Genomic DNA, 20,289 nt, shown 5'->3' on the forward strand with positions numbered 1-20,289 from the left:
GTGCCGTGCCGTGCCATGCCATGCCGTGGCCATGCCGTGGCCGTGCCCGTGCCGTATCTCCATCGAGCCTGATGCCGGTGAGTCATCAAGATGACTCACCGGCATCAGCGTGGTCCCGGCCGTTCGCCCGTGCCGTGCCCGTGCCCGTGCCGGCGAGGTGCTGACGAAGGGATGTACACAGCACCAGGGGCACTGTCCACAGGGTTATCCACAGGGGGGCTACTGCTGTTGACGGCGCGAGTCGGCCGTCGGCGCTCACGCTCGAAGTCCGTCCTCCTCGGTAGCAGTCAGCGCGAACGCCGGGGCCGCCGCGGTCAGGGCGGTGAGGGCTTCGCGTAGGCGCCAGGCGCCACGATCGCGGGGGCCGATCGGGTTGGAGATGGTGCGTAGCTCGGCGAAGGGCACCCCGGCCTGCGCCGCGGCGACCGCCACGCCGTACCCCTCCATGGCCTCGGCGACTGCCTCCGGATGCCGGCCGCGTAGCTCTTCGGTGCTGGCGGCGGTGCCGGTGACCGTGCTGACCGTGAGCACCGGGCCGATCGTGGCCGCCGGGAGGGCGGCCCGCAGCGTCGCCAGCAGGACCGGATCGGCCCGCACCACGCCGCCGACCCCGAGCAGCGCGAGTGGCATGCCCAACTCGTCGACGGGGATGAAACCGTCAGGCGACTCGGCACCCAGGTCGGCGGCGATGCTGGCGGTGCCGAGCACCGTGTCACCGACCTCGGCCCGGCCGGTGAAGCCGCCGGCCACGCCGGCGCTGACCACCGCGCGGTACGGGCGTCCGGCGGCCTCGGCCAGCGCCAGCAGGCGTGCGGTGGCGGCACCGGCGACGGCCGGGCCCACGCCGATCGGGGCGACGGTCACGGTCGGGTCGGTCAGCCCGGCGCGGACCGCGTCCGCCTCGGCCGGCACCGCCGTCACCACCAGCAGACCGGTCACGAGAGCGAGCCGGGGGACTCGCGGCGAGTCTCCTCGTCGGCGCTGCCACCGGGGCCGCCGACGGAGGAGGACGGTCGGTAGATGTGGTAGCCCGGCGGGGCCAGGTTCGGATCCTCGTACGGCGGGGAACTGCTCTGCGCCGGTGCCGGCGAGGTGGGGGTGGAGTCAGCGGGCTCGGCCGCCGGCTCGTCCTCGGTCAGCTCGTCGTCGCCGAGCGGTCGGCCGGCCAGCTTCTCGCCGCGTAGCCGGGCGGCGACCAGCACACCCCGGATCGCGGCCAGGACACCCACCCCGGCGGCGACCGCGATGCCCATCCGGCCGTCGAACGGGACCAGGCCCAACCCTCCTCCGGCGACGAAGGCGAGCATCAGCACCGTCTCGGAGTGGGCGAAGGAGCTGGCCCGCAGCCGCTCCGGGATGCGCTCCTGGATGGAGGCGTCCACGGCCAGCTTGGAAATCCCGCTGACCAACGCCGCGACCAGGCAGAGCAGGGCGACCATCACCAGCGAGAAGTGGATGACGGTGAGCACCGCCACCCCCGCCACGATGATCATGCTGCTGGACTGGATGGCGGTCGGTCGGTGGATGCGTAGTCGGGTGCCGATGGCGGTGGCCAGGAAGGTGCCGACCGCGAGCGACCCGCCGACCACCCCCAACGCCCACTCGGCCCCCAGATCCCGGCCGAACGCCACGGTGGTCAGGTCACCCTTCTTGATCGCGAAGGCGAGGAAGAGCAGCAGGAAGCCGTACACCGCGCGTAGCGTCCCGGCACCGATCAGGGTGGCGATCACCACTCGACCGGCGGGACGACCCCGACCCAGCGGGCGATCGCCGCCGCGGCGGCCCAGCGCCCGCAGCGGCCGGGGCACCCGCTCCGGTGGCTCCGAGTCGGCCTTCGGCGGCAACCGCAGGGAGATCACCATGCCGATCAGGAAGATCACCGACGCGACGCGCAGCGGCCACTGTGGGCCGAACCAGAACGCGGCCAACCCGATCGGCGCCACCAACGCGCCCGCGACCGTGCCGTAGACGCTGGCCCGGGCACCCACCTGGGAGAGGCCGAGCCCCTCCGGCAACAACCGGGGCACCGCCGCGGACCGGGCCACGCCGTACGCCCGGGACAGTGCCAGCACCCCGAACGCGGCCGGATAGAGCCCGAAACCGTGGATGTAGTCGGAGATCAACCAGGCCAGGAACGCGCGGCCGAGCATCGTGGCGGCCAGGGCGTACCGCCGGCCGTGCCGGAAGTGGTCCAACAGTGGGCCCACCACGGGGGCGAGCATGGCGAACGGCACCATGGTCACCAGCAGGTAGAGCGCGACCTTGCTGCGGGCCTCGCCGAGCGGGACGTTGAAGAAGATCGTCCCGGCCAGGCCGATGGCGATCAGCGTGTCACCGGCACAGGAGACCGCGTGCAGGTCGAACAGCCGGACCATGCCGACCTCGCCGCCGGCACCCCGGGCCCGGGCCCGACCGGCCCGCCGGGTCACCCAACGGCCGCTGCCCACCGAACCACGCAACAGCAGACGAACAGCACGGATCCCGGTGCCGACGGTCCGACCGAGGACGGATCGCCCGGAGCGGGAGTACGACGGCATGTGCACCATCCTCGCCCATCCGATCCGGGTACGCCGCGCCACCACGGGGAAAGGTTCCCCGGGAGTCACTGTCACCCCTGCGGGGCGCATGGGGAACAATGGTGAGGTGACCAGGCCCGCCTCCACCCGCGCCGCCCGTCTCGACCAGGTCTGCGCCGCCGCCGTCGAGGTGGCCCGCGCTGGCATCACCGAGGTGGACGCCGACGACGTCGGCGACCACCTGCAGGTTGTGGCCGAGGGTGAACGGCTGGTGACCCACTACTTCGAGTGTCGCCTCGCTGGCTATCGCGGCTGGCGGTGGGCGGTCACCGTCACCCGCGTGTCGCGCAGCAAGACGGTGACCATCTGCGAGACGGTCCTGCTGCCCGGCCCGGACGCGCTGCTCGCGCCGGGCTGGCTGCCCTGGCAGGAGCGGCTCAAGCCGGGCGATCTGGGCCCGGGCGACCTGCTGCCGACCTCGCCGGACGACGATCGGCTGGTCCCCGGCTACCTGCTCTCCGACGACCCGGCGGTCGAGGAGACCGCGTGGGAGTTGGGCCTCGGGCGAGCGCGGGTGCTCTCCCGGGAGGGTCGCATCGAGGCGGCGCAGCGCTGGTATGACGGCGACCACGGCCCCGAGGCGCCCATCTCCACGGCAGCCCCGGCCTCCGCCCGCTGCGGCACCTGCGGCTTCTACCTGCCGTTGGCCGGTGCGATGCGGCAGGCGTTCGGGGCGTGCGGCAACTTCTACGCCCCCGACGACGGCCGGGTGGTGAGCGCCGACCACGGTTGCGGCGCCCACTCCGAGACGCTGATTGAGGCGGCCGAGACCGCCGTCGAAGAACTACCGACGGTGTACGACGACAGTGCGGTGGAGGCCATGTCGGTCAGTCGCGCCCCGGGTTCGGTGGAGACGACCGAGCCGGCGGAGCCGTACGGGCACTCCTGACCGTTCGCGCCGGGGTGACCCGGGTGCGGTGGTGGGGTCAGCTCGCGCGTCGCCGGCGGCGGTTGGCGTCGTGGCGCATCATCGCGGCGAGCCCCGGGAAGCCCCACAGGAAACCGGCGAGGCAGGTCCAGAGCCAGTTCTGGTGACCATGGTCGGTCAGCCAGCCCCGAAAGAAGATCAGCAGGACCAGCCCGGCCACCGCCCACGCGACCAACCCGGCGAGAGCGAACGGCACCATCGGCGGGTCCAGTGGTGCGGGCCGCGGTGGTTGCTCGTTCGGCATTCGGCAAGCGTACGCGATCCACTTCCCCTGCCCACTTGTGATCTGGGACGATGCGCGCGACAACCGGAAGATCACCTGCGAGGACCCGATGGCAGTAGCGCCGCCCGAGAACGGCACACCTCCCACTCCCGCTCATCCCCGTAACGGTTTCGACAGGTTCTTCGAGATCTCCGCCCGTGGCTCGACGATGAGCCGTGAGGTACGCGGTGGCCTGGCGACCTTCTTCACGATGGCGTACATCGTGGTGCTCAACCCACTGATTCTGGGTGGCGCCGTCGACGGTGACGGCAAGACCCTGCCGATTCCCGCGCTGGCCGCCGCGACCGCGTTGGTCGCCGGCCTGATGACCATCCTGATGGGTGTGGTCGGCCGGTTCCCGCTGGCGCTGGCCGCCGGTCTGGGTGTCAACGCGCTCATCGCGTACGAGATCGCTCCCGAGATGACCTGGGCCGACGCGATGGGCCTGGTGGTCATCGAGGGTGTGCTCATCGCGGTGTTGGTGCTGACCGGTCTGCGGACCGCGGTGTTCCGTTCGGTGCCGACGCAGCTGAAGACCGCGATCGGGGTCGGTATCGGTCTGTTCCTGACCATCATCGGTCTGGTGGACGCCGGTTTCGTCCGGCGGCTCCCGGACGCCGCGAACACCACGGTCCCGGTCGGCCTGGGCATCGGCGGCAAGCTGGTGAGCTGGCCGCTGCTGGTCTTCGTGGTGGGTCTGCTGATCACGCTGGTGCTCGTGGTGCGCCGGGTGAAGGGTGCGATCCTGATCGGCATCCTCGCCTCCACCGTGCTCGCGGTGATCGTGGAGGCGGTCGGCAACATCGGCCCGTCGTTCGTGGACGGGAAGCCCAACCCGAAGGGCTGGGCGCTGAACGTGCCGGAGCTGCCGAAGACGGTGGTGGACCTGCCGGACCTGTCGCTGCTCGGCAAGTTCAACGTGCTCGACTCGTGGGGGCGTGCCGGCTGGGTGGTCGTGCTGATGTTCGTCTTCACGCTGCTGATCACGGACTTCTTCGACACCATGGGCACGATGGTGGCGGTGGGCCAGGAGGGCGGCCTGCTCGACGAGCAGGGCACCCCGCCGCGTACCAAGGAGATCCTGCTCGTCGACTCGATCGCCGCGGCGGCCGGCGGTGCGGCCAGCACCTCCAGCAACACGTCGTACATCGAGAGTGCCGCCGGTGTCGCGGAGGGTGCGCGGACCGGGGTGGCCAGCCTGGTCACCGGCGTGCTCTTCCTGCTGGCGATGTTCCTCGCGCCGCTGGTGGTGGTCGTGCCGTTCGAGGCGGCCTCGACGGCCCTGGTGGTCGTCGGTTTCCTGATGATGACCGCGGTCCGGACCATCGACTGGTCCGACTACGAGATCGCCATCCCGGCGTTCCTCACGATCGTGCTGATGCCGTTCACCTACTCCATCTCCAACGGCATCGGTGCCGGCCTGATCACCTTCGTGGTGCTCAAGCTGGCCCGGGGTAAGGCCCGGGAGGTGCATCCGCTGCTGTACGGGGTGGCCGCGCTGTTCGTGCTGTACTTCCTGCGTGGGCCGATCGAATCGCTGGTGCTCTGACGCCCGTCCGGGCGGGGAGCCGAACAGGATTCCCCGCCCGGAGCAGCACTAACCTCCTCGTGAGCCTGGTCATAACCGATGTCGTTAGCCATGCTCATTAGTTAAGCTAACTACTGTGACGGAGCGGACGGTGACGGCGAAACGCGTGCCACCGGCGCAGCTGGCCCCCCAGTTGCGTGATGCGATCACCCGACTCAACCGGCGGGTCCGCCAGGCCCGACCGGTCGGCGACCTCACGGTCACCCAGGTCTCCGCGCTCACCAGCCTGCGGCTGGCGGGTGCGATGACCCCCCGGGAGCTGGCCGATGTCGAACGGGTGCAGCCACCGACGATGACCAAGATCGTCGGGAAGTTGGAGGACCGCGGCCTCGTGCGGCGGACCCCCCATCCGACCGACGGTCGGCAGGTCATCCTCGCGGCGACCGAAGGGGGGCACGCCGTGCTCGACCAGTTCGAGCGGGCCCGCGACGAGTGGCTGGCCCACCGGCTGGCCGCGCTCGACGAGGACGAACGGGAGACCCTGCAGAGGGCCGCCGAGATTCTCCAGCAGCTCGCTCGCGCCTAAGCCGCACTCAGCCCCACCGGGCCGTGCCGTCACCTGTCGATGACGTGTACGTCCTGAAGGAGGCGCACCAAGAGTGCAGGCCAAGCTGAGCACGATGTTCCAGTCCCTACAGGTCCGCAACTACCGCCTCTTCGCATCCGGGCAGCTGATCAAGTTGATCGGCGTCTGGATGATGTTCATCGCCCAGGACTGGCTCGTCCTCGACCTCTCCAACAACTCGGCCACCGCGCTGGGCGTGGTCACGGCCTGCCAGTTCACCCCGGTGCTGCTGCTCACCCTGCTCTCCGGCCGGCTCGCCGACCGGTACGACAAGCGGGTGCTGCTGTTCGCCGCCAACGCCTTCTGGAGCCTGCTGGCGCTCGGCATGTCCCTGCTGGTCCTCACCGACCTGGTGCAGCTCTGGCACGTGTTCGCCTTCGCCGCGCTGCTCGGCACGGCCAACGCCGTGGAGACCCCGGTCCGGCAGGCGTTCGTCTCCGAACTCGTCGGCACGCCCCTGCTGCCCAACGCGCTGTCGCTGAACGCCGCCGTGTTCAACTCGGCCCGGATCGTCGGCCCGGCCGTCGCCGGCCTGGCCATCGCCGCGTTCGACGTCGGCCCGGTGTTCCTCTTCACCGCCGTCAGCTCGATCGCTCCCCTCGTCAACGTCGTCCGGATGCGCACCGCCGACCTGCACCGCGACGCCCTGCTGCCGCGCGACGAGCGGGCGTCCGCACGGGTCATCGACGGGCTGCGGTACGTGTGGCGTCGGCCCGACCTGCTGTTGCCGATGGCGGTCATGTCGGTGATCGGCATGTCGCTCTTCAACTTCCAGCTCACCCTGGCCGCGCTGGCGAAGACGGTCTTCCACACCGGTGCCGCCTCCTTCGGCCTGTTCAGCACGGCGCTGGCCGTCGGTGCGCTCGGCGGAGCACTCAGCGGCACCGGCCGGCGCAGCCGCCCGTCGGTCTGGCTGGTGCTCGGTGCGGCGATCGCCTGCGCCAGCTTCGGCACCCTGGTCGGCCTCGCCTCGGCGTACTGGCTGGTCGTGGTGCTGCTGGTGCCGACCGGCTTCTTCATGGTCTTCTTCGCCCAGGCCGCCAACCAGCGGGTTCAGTTGGGCGTGGACGCGGCCTTCCGGGGTCGGGTGATGTCCCTGTGGGTGCTGGTGTTCCTGGGCACCAACCCGGTCGGCGCGCCGCTGATCGGCTGGGTCGCGGAGCACTTCGGTGCCGGGGCCAGCATCTGGATGGGCGCGTTGATCTCATTGGCCGCCGCGCTGATCGCCCTCACCTGGCAGTTGCGCCGCTCCGGTGCCCGGCTGCGTTTCCGGGTGCTCCCGATGCCCCGCTTCTACGTGACCTCTACCGACTGCTGAGGTTCGGCGAAGCAACCGCGGCAGTCTCGTTGTACGGATTGTGCGGATGCGGCCAAATCGCTGGCGGGGCGGCACGATGGGGCTTAGCGTCGATACGTGGGAGTCGGACGCGCGCTGATGCTGGCCCTGGCGTTCCTTGCCGTCGCCAGTCTGCCGGCGGCGTTCGCCCTGCTCTTCTGCTACGACGAGATCCTCGACCGGGTCGTCTGCGGCTGGTCCGAGTGGCGTGAGCGCAGCCGGGAGAAGCGCACCATCGCCCGCCTCGACCGGGCCGTCGAGGCCGACGCGCTGACCCGGGACATCGACCTGAGCGGTTTCGACAGTGTCGACCGTCGGCCCCTGGAGCAGCTCGCCGCCGACCTGCGCCGCCTCGGTGGTCAGCGACTCGGTGGCACCGGCCGGTCGATGGTCTGGCACGGCGCGCTCCTGCAGGCGTACGACGATCGACTCCGGTTGGCCTGCCGGGCCCTCGGCATCACCGAACACCTCGCCGAGTTGGAGGGCGTCGACCAGGAGATCGAGCGGGTCCGGGTGGAGGGTGTGCTGCACGCGGCCGGGCTGGCCCTGCCCGCGGCCCGAGCCGGGCACTGGCAACGGCACCGCTGAGCCCCGGTTGCGGCTCTTCGTCGCGGTCTACCCGCCCGCCGAGTCGGTCGACCACCTCGGCGCGCAGGTCGCGCGGCTACGGGTTGGCGCGGCGTCCGCCGCCGGCGTCGACGTCCGGCTCGCCGATCCGGCCCATCTGCACGTCACAGTGGGTTACCTCGGCGACGTCGAGGCGGCCCGGCTGGTCGAGGTGCGGAGTGCGCTCGGGCTGGCCGCCGAGGGATTCGGTGCCGGCCGGCACGCCCTAGCCCGGCTCAGCCTCGGCGGCGGTGGCCGGTTCGGTCAGGGCCGGTCGACGGTGCTCTGGGTGGGCCTGCGCGGCGAGGTCGAGGCGCTGCACGTGCTGGCCGGGCTGGTCCGGGCCCGGTTGCGGCAGGCTCGGCTGCCGTGCGACGCCAGGCCGTTTCGCCCACACCTGACCGTGGCCCGGCCCGGCGATCGGATGGACCCGGCCGACGTCGAGGCCGACCGGGCCGCACTGGACGACTACCAGGGCCCGGAGTGGCCGGCGACCGAGCTGCTGCTGATGCGCAGCCAGCTCGACTCCCGAGGCTCGCGCTACGACCGGCTCGCCGCCTGGCCGCTCTGATCCGGTGCGGTCGGCACGACGACCCGCACGGGCACCTGCCCCTGGGCCGAGATCGGTGGGGCAGCGGCAGTCTCGGGCCCGCTGCGGAGGACTTCGCGGGCCTGTTCGGCGGCGCGGACGATGCTCTCGCTCATGAAGTCGAGGAAACGGGCGATGTTTTCCAGGCGGGCGGCGGCCGGGGTGTGCGCACCGAGGAGGGCGACGCCCTGCCGCGCGGTGGCGACGAGCTGGTCGTTGGCGCGGGCGCTGGCGATCGTGGCCTGGTAGAAGAGCTCGTTGTCGACGACATAGCGGTCGCGGCGGCGTTCGTCGCGTTCCCGGCGGACCAGACTCTGGCCCTCCAGGAAGGTGATCGCCTTGGAGATGGACGCCGGGCTGACCTGAAGGCGCTGGGCCAGCTCGGACGCGGTGAGGGCGCCCGCGTCGGTGGTGAACAGGCAGGTCAACACGCGGGCCCCCATCTTGTTCAGGCCCGACGCCATGAGGACGGTGGTGAAGGCCTCCTCGTAGTCCGCGACGGCCTCGGCGTCGCGCCCGTGCTGCGGGAGGACCGCTGCCGTCGGGCGGGCGGCGGCTGGTCTGCGCCGGTGGGCGCGGCGTTCGGTGGCGCGGTGCGCCAGGTCGGCGCGGTAGCCCAGGGGGCCGCCGTTGCGCATCACCTCGCGGGTGATCGTCGAGGTGGGACGGTCGAGACGCCGGGCGATCTCCGCGTAGGGAAGGCTGTCGACCAGCCCCAGCGCGATCTGCTGGCGTTCCTGCTGGGTGAGTCGGCCTCCCGGCATCTGATCTCCCTGGTGATCCCTCGTGGCGGCCTGGTGGCCCCTTCACCATAGCGTTCACTTCTGGTCCATTGCAACAGGCGCGGCTGCGGTCGTTGCATTAGGCGGCACCCTTGTTGCAATGATTGGCGTGATCTGAGCTGGGAAAGTCCTCCTGGAACGCAACGAGCTTGTTGCCTGATATTGGAAAGCAACGTAGCGTTTCCGATATGAGAAACGACGCACGAGCACCGGAGAGCATGATGAAGACGTTCGACACCCCCGCCCCGATCTCCGCCATCCTGACCATCCCCGCCGGGCGCATCCAGCTCATCGCCGCGGACCGCGTCGACACCACTGTCGAGATCCTGCCCACCGACCCGACCAGGAGCCGCGACACCAGGGCCGCCGAACAGGCCACCGTCACGTACGCCGACGGCGTCCTGCGGATCACTGCCGCACCCCCCGGCAGCCCGCTCGTCGGTCCCTCCGGATCCCTGCAGGTGACCGTCCGACTGCCCGCCGGCTCCCGCATCGACGCCAAGGCCGCCAGCGCCGAGCTGCGGGGTGTCGGGCGCCTCGGCGACGTGACCTTCGACGGCGCGTACCGCCAGATCAAGATCGACGAGGCGGCGAGCGTCCGCCTCACCGCGATCGACGGCGACGTCGAGGTCGGTCGGCTCACCGGCCCTGCGGAGATCAGCACCACCAGGGGCGACATCCGGATCGCCGAAGCCACGCACGGCACCGTCGTGCTGACCACCCAGTCCGGCGACATCTCGGTCGCCGCCGCCGCCGGCGTCTCGGCCGCGCTGGACGCCGGCACCGGCCACGGTCGGGTCAACAACGCCCTCCGCAACGACGGCACCACCGCACTGGACATCCGCGCCACCACCTCCCGCGGCGACATCGCCGCCCGCAGCCTCTGAACAGGACGGATCACGATGACGAACAACAGCATGTCCGCGACCAGTTCGACGTGGACCGGCCTGGTGCCGGTCGACGACACGGCCCTGGCCGTCACCGACACCGGCGGTCCCGGTGTCCCCGTGGTCTACCTCAACGGTCAGTTCGCCACCCAGGGGTACTGGCGTCGGGTCATCGCCGACCTGGGCACCGGTTGGCGGCACATCACCTACGACGAGCGGGCTCGCGGCAGGAAGTCGAAGCGCTCGACGGACTACTCCTTCGAGGCCGCCGTCCGCGACGTCGACGCCGTCCTCGCCGCCCGGGGTGTGGACCGCGCGCTGGTGGTCGGCTGGTCCTACGGGGCGGTCGTCGGGGCGCACTGGGTCAACCGGAACCCGGAGCGCGCTCTCGGCGCGGTCCTGGTCGACGGCGCGTTCCCGCACGACTGGCTCGACGAGGCCATGGAGCAGCGGATCCGGAAGATGTTCCGACGGATGAACGTGTTCATGCCGCTGCTGCGCCCCACCGGTCTGACCCCGCGAATGAATGCCGCCCAGATGGCGGACAGCAACATCGAGCTGGGCAGACTTTCCCGTGAGCGCGAGTTGGGCCCCGTGCTGGACGGCATCACCGTCCCGGTGCGGTACGTCGTCGCCTCCGGCACGTCGCTCGGCAGCCGCGGTGACGAACAGGAGAAGATCCGTGCCAGCCTCGACGCGGCGACCGCCCGCAACCCGCACATCCAGATCGCCGCGAAGGTCGCCAGCAACCACGGTGCGATCCTCAAGAAGGACTTTCCGGCCGTCGCCCAGGCCGTACGCGAGGTCGCCGGCCACGCCGTCGAGGGCGCTGAAGACCCTCGGTGAGGCCACGCGTTCCGCGTCGGCGGGTGGCCGTTCACCACCCGCCGACGCGACGCGTCAGGAAGACTCGCGTGCCGCCGGCCCGCTGCCGAAGAGCACGTCGTCCCAGCTCGGCAGGCGCTTGCGGGGCTTGCCGTTGGCATCTGTGGACTCGCCACCGGCGGCCGCCGCCGCGCCCGTGCGGCGGGGCCGCAGCACCGCCAGCGACGGCACGGCCGGCACCTCCTTGGGCGCGTCCGAGTCGTCGTCGAAGGCCGACCCCTGGCCACCGCCGAGCAGCGCGGCGGCACCCCCGCCGACCGGCCGCTGCCGAGGCGCGTCCGAACCAGCAAGAGCAGCAGGGGTACGCGGCTCAAGGCCACGACCCGACGAGGCGCCCAGCGGGCGGTCAAGTGAGGCGAGCAGCGCGTCCCGGCCGGCCCGGATCGGATCCCGGCCCGGGCGCGGATGCTCGGACGCCGCCGGCAACCCGTGCCCACCACGGCTCGGCTCGCCGCGCGAGGGACCGGGCAGGCCGTGCCCGCCCCGCTCCGGTGCCGGCTCCTGGCCGAGGATCGGCGTGGGCCGCTCGGCGCACAGGTATTGCGCCATGTCGTCGTGCGGGGCGACCGACTGCCGGGTCTTGTCGAGATCCCAGATGGCCTGCGCGGTGGCCTTGCCGGACGGCCAGGTGGCGATGATCCGCCAGGTGCCGTCGTCCCGCCGGTACGCGTCCCAGGAGATCTTCTCGGTGTCGATGCCGTGCTGGCTCAACCGACCGTTGACCACCTCGGCGAGCGGGGTGGGCTTCTCCGCGCCCTTGAGCCGGGTGCGGCGGGCGTGCTGGGCGAGCATCGCCCGCTCCTGGAGGACCGGGCCGGCATAGCGCAGCACCCGGTCGACCGGCACCCCGGCGATCCGGGCGACGTCCTCGGCGGACTCACCGGAGCGGATGCGGGCCTGGATGTCCCGAGGGGACAGTGAGGGAGTCGGGTCGACGGTGGTCGGTGCCGCCGGCAGCGGCGGCGCGCCGGGCTCGGCGTGCAGCGCCCCCGAGATCCGGTCGTCGATCGGCAGGGCGAGCAACCGCCCGACCTCGTCGGCGAGAACCAGGGCATGGCCGTCCTCGGAGAGGGCGACGAAGCGTACTGGGCGCATAGCGTTGCCTCCGTCCCGCTTCGCTGGCCGCACGCCACGAGTCGGCCACCCAGGCGTCTCGGACCACCGTACGCGCATCTGTCTCGGGGTGGGGGAAGCGACACCCGGCATGTCGCGACTGAGCTGCAACGATGATCACGGTCGGTGTCCGTGGAGGCCCCCACGAACACCGACCGTGACGAACGTCAGAGTCGTTCGATGACGTAGTCGATGGACGCGGTGAGCGCCTCGACGTCCGTCGGCTCGACGGCCGGGAAGAGCGCCACCCGCAGCTGGTTGCGACCGAGCTTGCGGTACGGCTCGGTGTCGACGATGCCGTTGGCGCGCAGCGCCTTCGCGATCGCGGTGGCGTCCACCCCGTCGGCGAAGTCGATCGTGGCGACCACGTTGGAACGCAGCGCCGGGTCGGTGACGAACGGGGTGGCCACGCTGGACCGCTCCGCCCAGCCATACACCGTGGCGGCGCTCTCGGCGGTGCGCTTGGCCGCCCAGGACAGGCCACCCTGCGCGTTCATCCAGTCGGTCTGCTCGGCGGCCAGGAAGATGGTGGCCAGCGCCGGGGTGTTGTAGGTCTGCTCCAGGCGCGAGTTGTCGATCGCGGTGACCAGATCGAGGAAGGCGGGGATGTAGCGCCCGGACGCCTTGATCTCGGCGGCGCGCTCCAGCGCTGCCGGTGACATCAGGGCCAGCCACAGGCCCCCGTCGGAGCCGAAGCACTTCTGCGGAGCGAAGTAGTAGACGTCGGTCTCGCCGACGTTGACGTCCAGGCCACCCGCCGCGGAGGTCGCGTCGACAAGCAGCAACGAGCCCTCGTCCGCCCCGGCCACCCGGCTGATCGGCACGGCCACGCCGGTGGAGGTCTCGTTCTGTGGGGTCGCGTACGCGTCCACACCGGACTCGGCGACCAGGGTCGGGGCGCTGCCCGCGTCGGCCTTGCGGACGGTCGGGTCACCGAGGAACGGCGCGTCCTTGACCGACTTGGCGAACTTGGCGCCGAACTCGCCGAAGCTGGCGAACTGGGCCCGGTCGCGGATCAGGCCGAAGGTGGCGACCTCCCAGAACGCGGTGGTGCCGCCGTTGCCGATCACGACCTCGTAACCCTCGGGCAGCGCGAAGAACTCGGCGATGCCGGAGCGCAGCCGGGCCACCTGGTCGCGGACCGTCTTCTGCCGGTGCGAGGTGCCCAGGTAGCTGGTGGCGACCTCGGCGAGTGCGGACACCGCCGCTGGGCGGACCTTGGACGGCCCGCAGCCGAAACGGCCGTCGGCGGGCTTGAGGTCATCGGGAATCCGGATGGTCGGTGCGTCAGCCACGGTCTTGAAGATCCTTCCGCAAGGGCGAGGGCGGGCCCGGCGACACTGCCGGCCCTCATCCTCGCACTCGGACCCATCGGTGGAAGCCGGGCCCCCGAGGACTGGGCTGAGTCCTTCGCCACACCTCGGCGGGGGACCGCCCGGTGTACGCAAAAAAGGGCCCTGCCCATCGCCAGGCGATAAGCGGGGCCCTTCCGTACAGGTCAGACGCCGTGCGGGATGGCGACCCAGCCTTCGACGTCGGACGGCTTGCGGGTCTCCGGGCCGACGTAGCGGGCGGACGGACGCACCAGCCGCTGCAGGCGCTTCTGCTCCAGGATGTGCGCGCTCCAGCCGCCCATCCGCGCGCAGGTGAACATCGAGGTGAACATGTGCGCCGGCACTTCGGCGAAGTCCAGTACGACGGCCGACCAGAACTCGACGTTGGTGGCCAGCACCCGGTCCGGGCGGCGGGCCTGCAGCTCGGCGAGCGCCGCCTTCTCCAGCGCCTCGGCGATCTCGAAGCGCGGTGCGCTCAATTCCTTGGCCGTGCGCCGGAGCACTCGGGCCCGCGGGTCCTCGGCGCGGTAGACGCGGTGGCCGAAGCCCATCAGCCGCTCGCCGCGATCGAGCACGCCCTTGACGTAACCCTCCGCGTCGCCGCTGCGCTCCACCGCCTCCAGCATGGTGAGCACCCGGGAGGGCGCGCCACCGTGCAGCGGGCCGGAGAGGGCACCGATGCCCGACGAGATGCAGGCCGCCGCGTCCGCTCCGGTGGAGGCGACGATGCGAGCGGTGAAGGTGGAGGCGTTCAGGCCGTGCTCGGCGGCCGAGATGAAGTACGCGTCGACGGCCTTGACGTGCCGCGGGTCGGGCTCGCCGCGCCACCGCTTCATGAACCGCTCGACGATGGTCTGCGCCTTGTCGATCTCCTTCTGCGGCACCGCCGGCAGGCCGAGGCCCCGGGCGGACTGGGCGACGAAGGAGAGCGCGGTCACCGAGACCCGGGCGAGGTCCTCGCGAGCCTGCTCGTCGGAGATGTCCAGCAGTTGGCTGAGCCCCCAGTACGGGGCGAGCATGGCGACCGCCGACTGCACGTCGACGCGGATGTCACCGGAGTGCACCGGCACCGGGAACGGCTCCGCCGGAGGCAGACCCGGCCCGAACCGACCGTCGACCAGCAGCGCCCACACGTTGCCGAACGAGACCTGACCGATCAGATCCTCGATGTCGACCCCGCGGTAGCGCAGCGCGCCACCCTCGCGGTCGGGTTCGGCGATCTCGGTCTCGAAGGCGACGACGCCCTCCAGCCCGGGTTTGAAATCGGCCATGTCGCTCTCCTGGATCTGGTCGGTGCGCCCGGTCGGCTTATCCGGCCCGGTCGGCCGAGCGCCCTCTAGGCGACCATCAGGGATGTGTTCGCAACATCTTGCCTGCTGGGTAACCGGATACGCGACCCAGGGCGACTGTGCTGCACGCGACATCCCCGGACGCGCATTCTCCGTCGGACTCGGTGAGACTGGGCGGTGCGGGCTGGCCAGCGCGGGAGGGCGCCGGCGGACCTGCCGAAAAGGAGTGGCGACGTGACGGGCGACACACCCACCCCGGCCGCGATGCGTAACGAGTACGCCGCGGACCTGGGCCTGACCGAGGCTGACCTGGCCGCTGACTGGCACAGCCAGTTCGCCAGCTGGTTCGCCGACGCGGTGGCCTTCGGGCTACCCGAACCGAACGCCATGGTGGTGGGCACCGCCGACTCGGCCGGCCGGCCGAGCGGCCGGACGGTGCTGCTCAAGGGGTACGACCCGGAGGGCTTCGTCTTCTTCACCAACCACCAGTCGCGCAAGGGCGTCGAGGTGTCCGCCAATCCGTACGCCAGCCTGGTCTTTCCGTGGTTTCCCATGCAGCGGCAGGTGGTGGTCGCCGGACCTGTCACACCCGTCGACCGCGCGACGAGTGCGGCCTACTTCGCCAGCCGGCCGCGCGGCTCCCAACTGGGTGCCTGGGCCAGCCCACAGTCACAGGTGGTGTCCGGCCGGGCGGCGTTGGAGGAGCGGTACCAGGAGGCGGCCGAGCGGTTCGCCGACCAGGCCGAGATCCCGACCCCGCCGCACTGGGGCGGGTTGCGGGTGCGACCCGAGTCGGTGGAGTTCTGGCAGGGTCGGGCCGGCCGGCTGCACGACCGGCTCCGCTTCCGCCGCCTCGACGAGGGTGGTTGGACCGTCGAGCGGCTGGCGCCGTGACGGGTGTGCGGGAGGCCCGGTCGCGCGGAGCGCGCCGCTGGGCGATCGACGTCCGCCCGCTGCGGGTGCCCGCGTACCGGCGGCTCTGGCTCGGCAACACCGTGGCGATGTTCGGTTTCCAGTTCACCGCCGTCGCGGTGCCGGTGGAGATGTACGCCCTGACCCGGGACTCGTTCTGGGTGGGCCTGCTGGGCGTGGCTGCCTTCGTACCGTTGCTGGTCTTCGGGCTCTGGGGTGGTGCGGTCGCCGACGCCCGCGACCGCCGTGCGGTGCTGCTCGGCGGCTCATTGTTGCTCTGGGCATCCACCCTCGGTCTGCTGGTCCAGGCGTTGCTGAACGTGGGCAGCCCGGTGTTGCTGCTGGCGTTGATGGCGGTGCAGTCGGTGGCGTTCGCGATCAGCTCGCCGGCCCGCAGCGCCATGCTGCCCCGGCTGGTGCCCGACGACCTGGTGGCCTCCGCCACCACCCTGAACTACACGACCTTCACCGCCGCGTCGGTCGCCGGCCCGCTCGCCGCCGGCCTGATCCTCGCCGCGTCGCCGGACACCACGGTGGTCCTGCCGATCGCGTACGGGTTGGACGCGGTGCTGTTCACCGCGATGCTCTGGGCGGCGCTGCGCCTGCCCGCGCTGCCGCCCGAGCCGACCGCCGACGGTGAGCCCCGCCGCGCCGGCCTGGCCAGCGTGGTCGACGGTTTCCGCTACCTGGCCACCACGCCGGTGCTGCTGCTCTCCTTCGGGGTGGACCTGATCGCGATGATCCTGGCGATGCCACGGGCGCTCTTTCCGGAGATCGCGCACGAGAGGTTCGGTGGCGGCGGAGCGGTCGGCCTGCTCTACAGCGCCATCGCGATCGGCTCGATGATCGGTGGGCTGACCTCCGGCTGGATCGGCCGGCTCCGCCGGCAGGGCCTCGGCCTGGTGGTCGCGGTGGTCGCCTGGGGCCTCGCCATCGCCGCGGCCGGGCTGGCCCACCAACTCTGGCTGATGGTCCTGCTGCTCGCCGTGGCCGGTGCCGCCGACCTGGTCAGCGCGGTGCTGCGGCAGTCGATGCTGCTGGTCTACGCACCGGACCGGATGCGCGGCCGGCTCCAGGGCGTCAACACGGTGGTGGTGGCCGGTGGCCCGCGGCTGGGCGACCTGCGGGCCGGCACGATGGCCGCCGGGTTCGGTGGCGGGGTGGCCTGGGTGGCCGGCGGGCTCGCCTCGGCGGTGCTCGTCGTGGTGCTCGCGGTCGCGTTCCCGGCACTGCTTCGCTACCGGGCGGCGGCGTCGAGCGGGGACCGGACCTGACCGGTTAGGGTCGCCGACATGGAAAGCCCCGAGCAGCGCGCGTTCTCCGGTGCCCAGTGGACCATCTCCGCCGCCGGCCACGAGGCCGTCATCGTGGAGGTGGGTGGTGGGCTCCGGACGTACCGGCACGACGGTGTCGACCTGGTCGACGGGTACCAGACCGACGAGGTCTGCCCCGGCTGCGCCGGGCAGGTGCTGGCACCCTGGCCGAACCGGATCAGCGATGGCCGCTACTCGTTCGGCGAGCGGACGCACCAGCTCCCGCTGACCGAGCCGGAGCGGCACGTGGCGATCCACGGGCTGGTCAACTGGGTGTCGTGGCAGTTGCTGGAGCAGTCGGCGGACGCGGTGACCCTGGGCTACGACCTGCCGCCGCAGCCCGGCTACCCGTGGCCGTTGCGGCTGCTCAGCCTGTGGAGCGTCGGCGCGGACGGTCTGCGCGCCGAGCACGAGGTGACGAACATCGGTGGCGAGTCGGTGCCGTTCGGCTTCTCCGTACACCCGTACCTGCAACTGCCGGGCGTCGCGGTCGACGACCTGGTCCTGCGGCTGCCCACCCGGAGCCGGGTGCTTGTCGACGGTCGGCTGCTGCCGATCGGAGTGACCCCGGTGGCCGGCACCGAGTACGACTGGACCAGCCCCCGCCGGATCGGCGCGGCCGTGCTGGACTCCTGCTTCGGTGAGGTCATCCGCGACGCCGACGGTGGCTCGTCGGTGAGCCTGGCCGCGCCGGACTCCTCGACCGGGGTGAGCATCTGGGCCGATGCCGAGTTCGGCTGGTGGCAGGTGTTCACCGGAGACGCGCTCACCGGTGCCCGGCACCGCCGTTCGGTGGCGATCGAGCCGATGACCTGCCCGCCGGACGCGTTCCGGTCGGGCAAGGACCTGCTCACGCTCAAGCCCGGTACGACCTGGCGGGGTGCCTGGGGCATCCGGCCCGGGGCCTGATGGAGTTCGCCGAGGTCGTCCGACGTCGGCGGATGGTGCGCAACTACGACCCGGACCGTCCGGTCCCGCCCGACGTGGTGGATCGGCTGCTCGACCACGCGATCCGCGCCCCGTCGGCCGGCTTCGCCCAGGGCTGGGGCTTCCTGGTGCTGGAGGAGCCGGCCGACCGGGAGCGGTTCTGGGCGGCCACCACCCCGGAGGGCGGTGGCCGGGAGCGTTGGCTGGCGGGGATGCGCCGGGCGCCGCTGATCGTGGTGCCGCACGCCAACGAGTCGGCGTACCTGCGGCGCTACGCCGAGCCGGACAAGGGCTGGACGGACCGGTCCACCGAGCGGTGGCCGGTGCCGTACTGGCACGTGGACACCGGCTTCGCGGCGTTGCTGATGTTGCTCACCGCGGTGGACGAGGGGCTGGGGGCGTGTTTTTTCGGCATCGCCCCGCAGCGGCTGGCCAGTTACCGGGACGCGTTCGGGGTGCCGGCGGAGTACCAGCCCATCGGTGCCGTCACAATCGGTTACCGGGCACCCGACCATCGGTCACCGTCGCTGCGCCGTGGACGTCGTGGAGTGGACGAGGTTGTCCGCCGCGGCCGGTGGAGCTGAGCGCGACGTCCCGTTCGTCCGGATGCGGATCGGACGACCGGTAGCGAAACTGACATCAGGGAGCAGAACGTAGCGTGCGCTGGGCGGCTAGGCTGGCACGGTCATTGGTGCCGCGCCGCGCGGTGCCCGCCGCGGCCCGGCTCGGCGCTGTCGGTCGGCCCGGCCACGGGGAGGGGAGCGTGCCGTCGTGATCTTCAGAGCGGTCCGGGACGGGCGTCCCTACCCGGAGCACAACCTGACCCTGAAGCAGTGGGCGGAGATCCCGCCCCGCCCGCTGCGCCTCGATCAGATGATCACCACCAAGCGCGAGCTGGCGCTCGACAAGCTCCTCGCCGAGGATTCCACCTTCTACGGTGACCTCTTCCCGCATGTCGTGCAGTGGAACGGCGGGCTCTACCTGGAGGACGGGCTGCATCGCGCCCTGCGCGCCGCCCTGCAACAGCGCAACCAGATCCACGCGCGGGTGCTGGTGCTCTCCGGGCCGATCGAGTGAGCGGTGTCGGCTGAGGCTTCGTTGTCGAAGGCTGCGGTGTCGGCTGAGGCTTCGTTAAGGTAACGGCATGAGTGCCCTCGATCTGCTCGACCTGGACTCGTCGCTCGGCGAGGAGGAGCGGCAGATCCGCGACGTCGTCCGCCAGCTCGTCGACGACCGGGTGCGACCGCACGTCGCCGACTGGTACGAGGACGGCCGGGTGCCGGCCCGGGAGTTGGCCCTCGAGTTCGGCAAGCTCGGGCTGCTCGGCATGCACCTGACCGGCTACGGCTGCGCTGGCGCCTCCGCCGTCGCGTACGGGCTGGCCTGCCAGGAGCTGGAAGCCGGGGACTCCGGCCTCCGTTCCCTGGTCTCGGTGCAGGGTTCGCTCGCCATGTACGCCATCTGGCGCTACGGCAGCGAGGAGCAGAAGCAACGCTGGCTGCCGTCGATGGCCACCGGCGCGGCGATCGGCTGCTTCGGCCTGACCGAACCGGACCACGGCTCCGACCCCGCCTCGATGACCACCCGGGCCCGCCGCGACGGCGACGACTGGCTGCTCACCGGCGCAAAGATGTGGATCACCAACGCGCCGATCGCCGACGTCGCGGTGATCTGGGCGCGCGCCGACGAAGGCGTGCGCGGTTTCGCCGTACCCATGGACACACCCGGTGTCACGGCCTGGGAGATCCGCCGCAAGATGTCGCTGCGCGCGTCGGTGACCGGCGAGATCGCGCTCGACGACGTCCGGCTTCCGGCGGACGCCCAACTGCCCGAGGCGGTCGGGCTCAAGGCGCCGCTGAGCTGCCTCACCGAAGCCCGGTACGGCATCGTCTGGGGCGCGGTCGGCGCCGCCCGCGATTGTTTGGAAACCACATTGGCGTACGCCACCACCCGCACCCAGTTCGGTCGCCCGCTCGCCGGCTTCCAGCTCACCCAGGCGAAGCTCGCCGACATGGCCGTCGAGCTGGTGAAGGGGCAACTGCTCGCGCTGCACCTGGGTCGACTCGCCGACGCCCACCGGCTCCGGCCCGAGCAGGTCAGCGTGGGCAAGCTGAACAACGTCCGGGAGGCCCTGGCCATCGCCCGGCAGTGCCGCACCATCCTCGGTGCCAACGGCGTCTCCGGCGAATACCCGGTGATGCGGCACGCCAACAACCTGGAGAGCGTGCTGACGTACGAGGGCACCTCCGAGATCCACCAACTGGTCGTCGGGCAACGGCTCACCGGGCTTTCCGCGTTCGCCTGACCTGCCCGTTTGTGCGGTCCTGGCGCTCGACGCGCGACTGTCGTAGTGGGGCCGTACCGTCATTGACAGACGACGTGTCTGACGAGGACGGT

At 71.5% G+C, this 20,289-nt stretch carries 21 protein-coding genes; 14 read left to right on the forward strand and 7 right to left on the reverse strand.

From position 1 onward, the window contains the following. Nucleotides 1-255 precede the first annotated feature (255 nt). Both AB0B14_RS02830 and AB0B14_RS02835 read right to left on the reverse strand, forming a co-directional pair. Nucleotides 256-939, reverse strand: coding sequence for a futalosine hydrolase (locus tag AB0B14_RS02830; protein ID WP_357520916.1), 684 nt, complete (start codon nucleotides 937-939; stop codon nucleotides 256-258). Next, a complete protein-coding gene (locus AB0B14_RS02835; protein ID WP_357520918.1) occupies nucleotides 936-2,537 on the reverse strand; it encodes an MFS transporter in 1,602 nt (533 codons plus the stop codon). The genes AB0B14_RS02830 and AB0B14_RS02835 overlap by 4 nt, the downstream gene beginning before the upstream one ends. Between AB0B14_RS02835 and AB0B14_RS02840 the strand changes: the two genes are divergently transcribed. Next, on the forward strand, nucleotides 2,536-3,465 hold the full coding sequence (locus AB0B14_RS02840; protein ID WP_357072676.1) for a DUF3027 domain-containing protein: 930 nt from the start codon (nucleotides 2,536-2,538) through the stop codon (nucleotides 3,463-3,465). The two genes, AB0B14_RS02835 and AB0B14_RS02840, sit on opposite strands and share 2 nt — an antisense overlap. 37 nt (nucleotides 3,466-3,502) lie before the next feature. Here AB0B14_RS02840 and AB0B14_RS02845 read toward each other — a convergent pair whose 3' ends face one another. Further along, nucleotides 3,503-3,748, reverse strand: a complete 246-nt coding sequence (locus AB0B14_RS02845) for a DUF2530 domain-containing protein (protein ID WP_357072674.1) — start codon at nucleotides 3,746-3,748, stop codon at nucleotides 3,503-3,505. Nucleotides 3,749-3,836: 88 nt separating this feature from the next. Between AB0B14_RS02845 and AB0B14_RS02850 the strand changes: the two genes are divergently transcribed. The 5 genes from AB0B14_RS02850 to thpR all read left to right on the forward strand — a co-directional run bounded on the left by AB0B14_RS02850 (nucleotide 3,837) and on the right by thpR (nucleotide 8,432). Further along, on the forward strand, nucleotides 3,837-5,315 hold the full coding sequence (locus tag AB0B14_RS02850; RefSeq protein ID WP_357072670.1) for an NCS2 family permease: 1,479 nt from the start codon (nucleotides 3,837-3,839) through the stop codon (nucleotides 5,313-5,315). 115 nt (nucleotides 5,316-5,430) lie between these two features. Next, nucleotides 5,431-5,880, forward strand: coding sequence for a MarR family transcriptional regulator (locus AB0B14_RS02855; protein WP_357251878.1), 450 nt, complete (start codon nucleotides 5,431-5,433; stop codon nucleotides 5,878-5,880). A 73-nt stretch (nucleotides 5,881-5,953) separates the two neighbouring features. Further along, on the forward strand, nucleotides 5,954-7,237 hold the full coding sequence (locus AB0B14_RS02860; RefSeq protein ID WP_357072664.1) for an MFS transporter: 1,284 nt from the start codon (nucleotides 5,954-5,956) through the stop codon (nucleotides 7,235-7,237). Between the two features lie 96 nt (nucleotides 7,238-7,333). Further along, entirely contained in the window at nucleotides 7,334-7,843 is a 510-nt protein-coding gene (locus AB0B14_RS02865; RefSeq protein ID WP_357072661.1) for a hypothetical protein, read from the forward strand. A gap of 7 nt (nucleotides 7,844-7,850) precedes the next feature. After that, nucleotides 7,851-8,432, forward strand: coding sequence for an RNA 2',3'-cyclic phosphodiesterase (gene thpR, locus AB0B14_RS02870; RefSeq protein WP_357520920.1), 582 nt, complete (start codon nucleotides 7,851-7,853; stop codon nucleotides 8,430-8,432). On the opposite strand, the gene AB0B14_RS02875 is transcribed toward thpR, so the two are convergent. Then, entirely contained in the window at nucleotides 8,402-9,214 is an 813-nt protein-coding gene (locus tag AB0B14_RS02875) for a helix-turn-helix domain-containing protein (RefSeq protein WP_357072655.1), read from the reverse strand. The two genes, thpR and AB0B14_RS02875, sit on opposite strands and share 31 nt — an antisense overlap. A gap of 206 nt (nucleotides 9,215-9,420) precedes the next feature. On the opposite strand from AB0B14_RS02875, the gene AB0B14_RS02880 reads away from it, so the two are divergent. Both AB0B14_RS02880 and AB0B14_RS02885 read left to right on the forward strand, forming a co-directional pair. Beyond that, a complete protein-coding gene (locus tag AB0B14_RS02880; protein ID WP_357520922.1) occupies nucleotides 9,421-10,119 on the forward strand; it encodes a DUF4097 family beta strand repeat-containing protein in 699 nt (232 codons plus the stop codon). 15 nt (nucleotides 10,120-10,134) lie between these two features. Further along, the gene (locus tag AB0B14_RS02885; protein WP_357520924.1) at nucleotides 10,135-10,965 is read left to right on the forward strand and encodes an alpha/beta hydrolase; all 831 of its coding nucleotides are present in this window, start codon (nucleotides 10,135-10,137) and stop codon (nucleotides 10,963-10,965) included. 54 nt (nucleotides 10,966-11,019) lie between these two features. On the opposite strand, the gene sepH is transcribed toward AB0B14_RS02885, so the two are convergent. The 3 genes from sepH to AB0B14_RS02900 form a co-directional block, all read right to left on the reverse strand. After that, nucleotides 11,020-12,099: a septation protein SepH gene (gene sepH / locus AB0B14_RS02890; RefSeq protein ID WP_357072647.1), complete on the reverse strand. Its 1,080-nt coding sequence runs from the start codon at nucleotides 12,097-12,099 to the stop codon at nucleotides 11,020-11,022. A gap of 185 nt (nucleotides 12,100-12,284) precedes the next feature. Then, nucleotides 12,285-13,412, reverse strand: a complete 1,128-nt coding sequence (serC, locus tag AB0B14_RS02895) for a phosphoserine transaminase (protein WP_357520926.1) — start codon at nucleotides 13,410-13,412, stop codon at nucleotides 12,285-12,287. A gap of 203 nt (nucleotides 13,413-13,615) precedes the next feature. Continuing rightward, nucleotides 13,616-14,722, reverse strand: a complete 1,107-nt coding sequence (locus tag AB0B14_RS02900) for a citrate synthase 2 (protein WP_357072641.1) — start codon at nucleotides 14,720-14,722, stop codon at nucleotides 13,616-13,618. 282 nt (nucleotides 14,723-15,004) lie between these two features. Here AB0B14_RS02900 and pdxH point away from each other — a divergent pair, with 282 nt between their 5' ends. The 6 genes from pdxH to AB0B14_RS02930 all read left to right on the forward strand — a co-directional run bounded on the left by pdxH (nucleotide 15,005) and on the right by AB0B14_RS02930 (nucleotide 20,197). Beyond that, entirely contained in the window at nucleotides 15,005-15,634 is a 630-nt protein-coding gene (gene pdxH / locus AB0B14_RS02905; RefSeq protein WP_357072756.1) for a pyridoxamine 5'-phosphate oxidase, read from the forward strand. Continuing rightward, on the forward strand, nucleotides 15,631-16,926 hold the full coding sequence (locus AB0B14_RS02910) for an MFS transporter (protein WP_357072638.1): 1,296 nt from the start codon (nucleotides 15,631-15,633) through the stop codon (nucleotides 16,924-16,926). Before pdxH ends, AB0B14_RS02910 begins: the two co-directional genes overlap by 4 nt. A gap of 18 nt (nucleotides 16,927-16,944) precedes the next feature. After that, nucleotides 16,945-17,874 (forward strand): aldose 1-epimerase family protein, encoded by a 930-nt coding sequence (locus tag AB0B14_RS02915; RefSeq protein WP_357520928.1) that lies wholly within the window; start codon nucleotides 16,945-16,947, stop codon nucleotides 17,872-17,874. Next, on the forward strand, nucleotides 17,874-18,476 hold the full coding sequence (locus AB0B14_RS02920; RefSeq protein WP_357072632.1) for a nitroreductase family protein: 603 nt from the start codon (nucleotides 17,874-17,876) through the stop codon (nucleotides 18,474-18,476). The genes AB0B14_RS02915 and AB0B14_RS02920 overlap by 1 nt, the downstream gene beginning before the upstream one ends. Before the next feature lie 187 nt (nucleotides 18,477-18,663). Beyond that, complete coding sequence (locus AB0B14_RS02925) at nucleotides 18,664-18,969, forward strand: type II toxin-antitoxin system VapB family antitoxin (RefSeq protein ID WP_091395231.1); 306 nt, start codon at nucleotides 18,664-18,666, stop codon at nucleotides 18,967-18,969. 67 nt (nucleotides 18,970-19,036) lie between these two features. After that, complete coding sequence (locus AB0B14_RS02930; protein WP_357520930.1) at nucleotides 19,037-20,197, forward strand: acyl-CoA dehydrogenase family protein; 1,161 nt, start codon at nucleotides 19,037-19,039, stop codon at nucleotides 20,195-20,197. Nucleotides 20,198-20,289: the final 92 nt, after the last annotated feature.

The organism is Micromonospora sp. NPDC049171, assembly GCF_040648275.1.
GTDB lineage: Bacteria > Actinomycetota > Actinomycetes > Mycobacteriales > Micromonosporaceae > Micromonospora.